The following is a 1,647-nucleotide window of genomic DNA, read 5'->3' as shown; positions in this document are numbered from 1 at the left end:
ACCACGTAGGAGGCGCACTTGTCGACCTCCGCGGGCGCGCACTGCTGCCAGATCTCGGTGCCGCCCCGCATCAGGATCTTGTCGGCGTCCTTGACGACGTTGTGCTCGGCACCGAAGTTGATCAGTGCCCAGGCGTCCTTGGCGTAGTACGTCTCGTCGAACATGACCGCGTTCGGGTGACCGAGGTTGGTGAAGCGCAGGATCGCCCCGAACACCGTGACCAGCAGCGGGCCCAGCCAGCCCCACAGGGGGTTTCCCGGCATCGGCGGCACCAGGCGGTCACGAGCGGAACCCGAGGGCCCGCCGTCGGGCTGGGGCTCCGGCTGCTCTGGCGCCTGGTTGGGGAAGTCGGTCACGGCCACCCGGACATCGTACGGTCCCCTTACCGTCGCTAGCCCAGGAAACACCTCACTACAGGACTAAATGGTTAACTTCTCCCCGCGCTGGGCGGTCATCCGAAATGCGGGAGGATGGAGCGGTGACGGACAACGGCAGGCTTGTGCTGGCAGGGGCTCCGATCGGGCAGGCGGGCGACGCCTCCCCCCGGCTGCGGCTGGCGCTGGAGAGCGCGGACGTGGTCGCGGCGGAGGACACCCGGCGGCTGCGGCGCCTGGCCGGGGAACTGGGCGCCGAGATCGGCGGCCGGGTCGTCTCCTACTACGACGCCAACGAGGCCGGGCGGGCCGCCGAGCTCCTCGGCGCGCTCCAGGACGGCAAGACGGTGCTGGTCATCACCGACGCCGGCATGCCCGGCGTCTCCGACCCCGGCTACCGGCTGACCCACCTGGCGGTCGAGGCCGGGATCGCGGTCACCTCGCTGCCGGGGCCGTCGGCGGTGACCACGGCGCTGGCCGTCTCGGGGTTGCCCAGCGACCGGTTCTGCTTCGAGGGCTTCCCGCCGCGCAAGTCCGGTGAGCGCTCCCGCAGGCTCTCGGCACTCGCGGAGGAGGAGCGCACGATGGTGTTCTTCGAGGCGCCGCACCGGCTCGGTGCCGCGCTGGCGGCGATGGCGGAGGCGTTCGGCGCCGACCGCCGGGCGGCGGTCTGCCGCGAGCTCACCAAGACCTACGAGGAGGTGCGGCGGGGCGGCCTCGGCGAGCTGGCCGAGTGGGCGGCCGGGGGCGTCAGGGGAGAGATCACCATCGTGGTCGCCGGGCACGCCGGGCAGGCCCTGCCGCCGGTGATCGAGGACCTGGTGGACGAGGTCGCGCGCCGCGAGGAGACGGGGGTGCCGAGGAAGCAGGCGATCGTGGATGTGGCGAAAGCGGCGGGAATTCCCAAACGGGATCTTTATCAAGCTGTCCATCGAGGCTGACTTATCACCATAATTCCCTGAATGGGATCAACACGGGATCGTCTCTTGCCACCTATGCCGGGAAACCCCCTGTGGGGCTGGCTGGGCCCGCTGCTGGTCGCGGTCTTCGGGGCGATCCTGCGCTTCACCGGTCTCGGGCGGCCGAACGCGGTCATGTTCGACGAGACGTACTACGCCAAGGACGCCTGGGCGCTGATCAACCATGGGGTGGAGCGGGCCTCGCTCGGCACCGTGAAGGACCCCGTCGCGGACAGAATGATCATCCAGGGGAACACCGACTTCCTGGTCAAGTGCACCCCGCCGGAGGCCGACCCCTGCCCGCTCTACGTGGC

Annotated in this window: 1 protein-coding gene and 2 pseudogenes; 2 read left to right on the top strand and 1 reads right to left on the bottom strand. The window is 70.2% G+C overall.

From position 1 onward, the window contains the following. Window positions 1-362 (bottom strand): annotated as a pseudogene (locus AB0J58_RS44930) (phospholipid carrier-dependent glycosyltransferase); the annotation flags it as partial. A 98-nt stretch (window positions 363-460) separates the two neighbouring features. On the opposite strand from AB0J58_RS44930, the gene rsmI reads away from it, so the two are divergent. Next, the gene (gene rsmI / locus AB0J58_RS44925) at window positions 461-1,315 is read left to right on the top strand and encodes a 16S rRNA (cytidine(1402)-2'-O)-methyltransferase (protein ID WP_343976334.1); all 855 of its coding nucleotides are present in this window, start codon (window positions 461-463) and stop codon (window positions 1,313-1,315) included. Between the two features lie 54 nt (window positions 1,316-1,369). Continuing rightward, window positions 1,370-1,647, top strand: a pseudogene (locus tag AB0J58_RS44920) (phospholipid carrier-dependent glycosyltransferase); the annotation flags it as partial.

The organism is Streptosporangium sp. NPDC049644 (genome assembly GCF_040675205.1).
Classification (GTDB): Bacteria; Actinomycetota; Actinomycetes; order Streptosporangiales; family Streptosporangiaceae; genus Streptosporangium; species Streptosporangium fukuiense.
The sequence above is the reverse complement of the archived record's forward strand: the minus strand, read 5'-3'. Positions and strand labels throughout refer to the sequence as shown.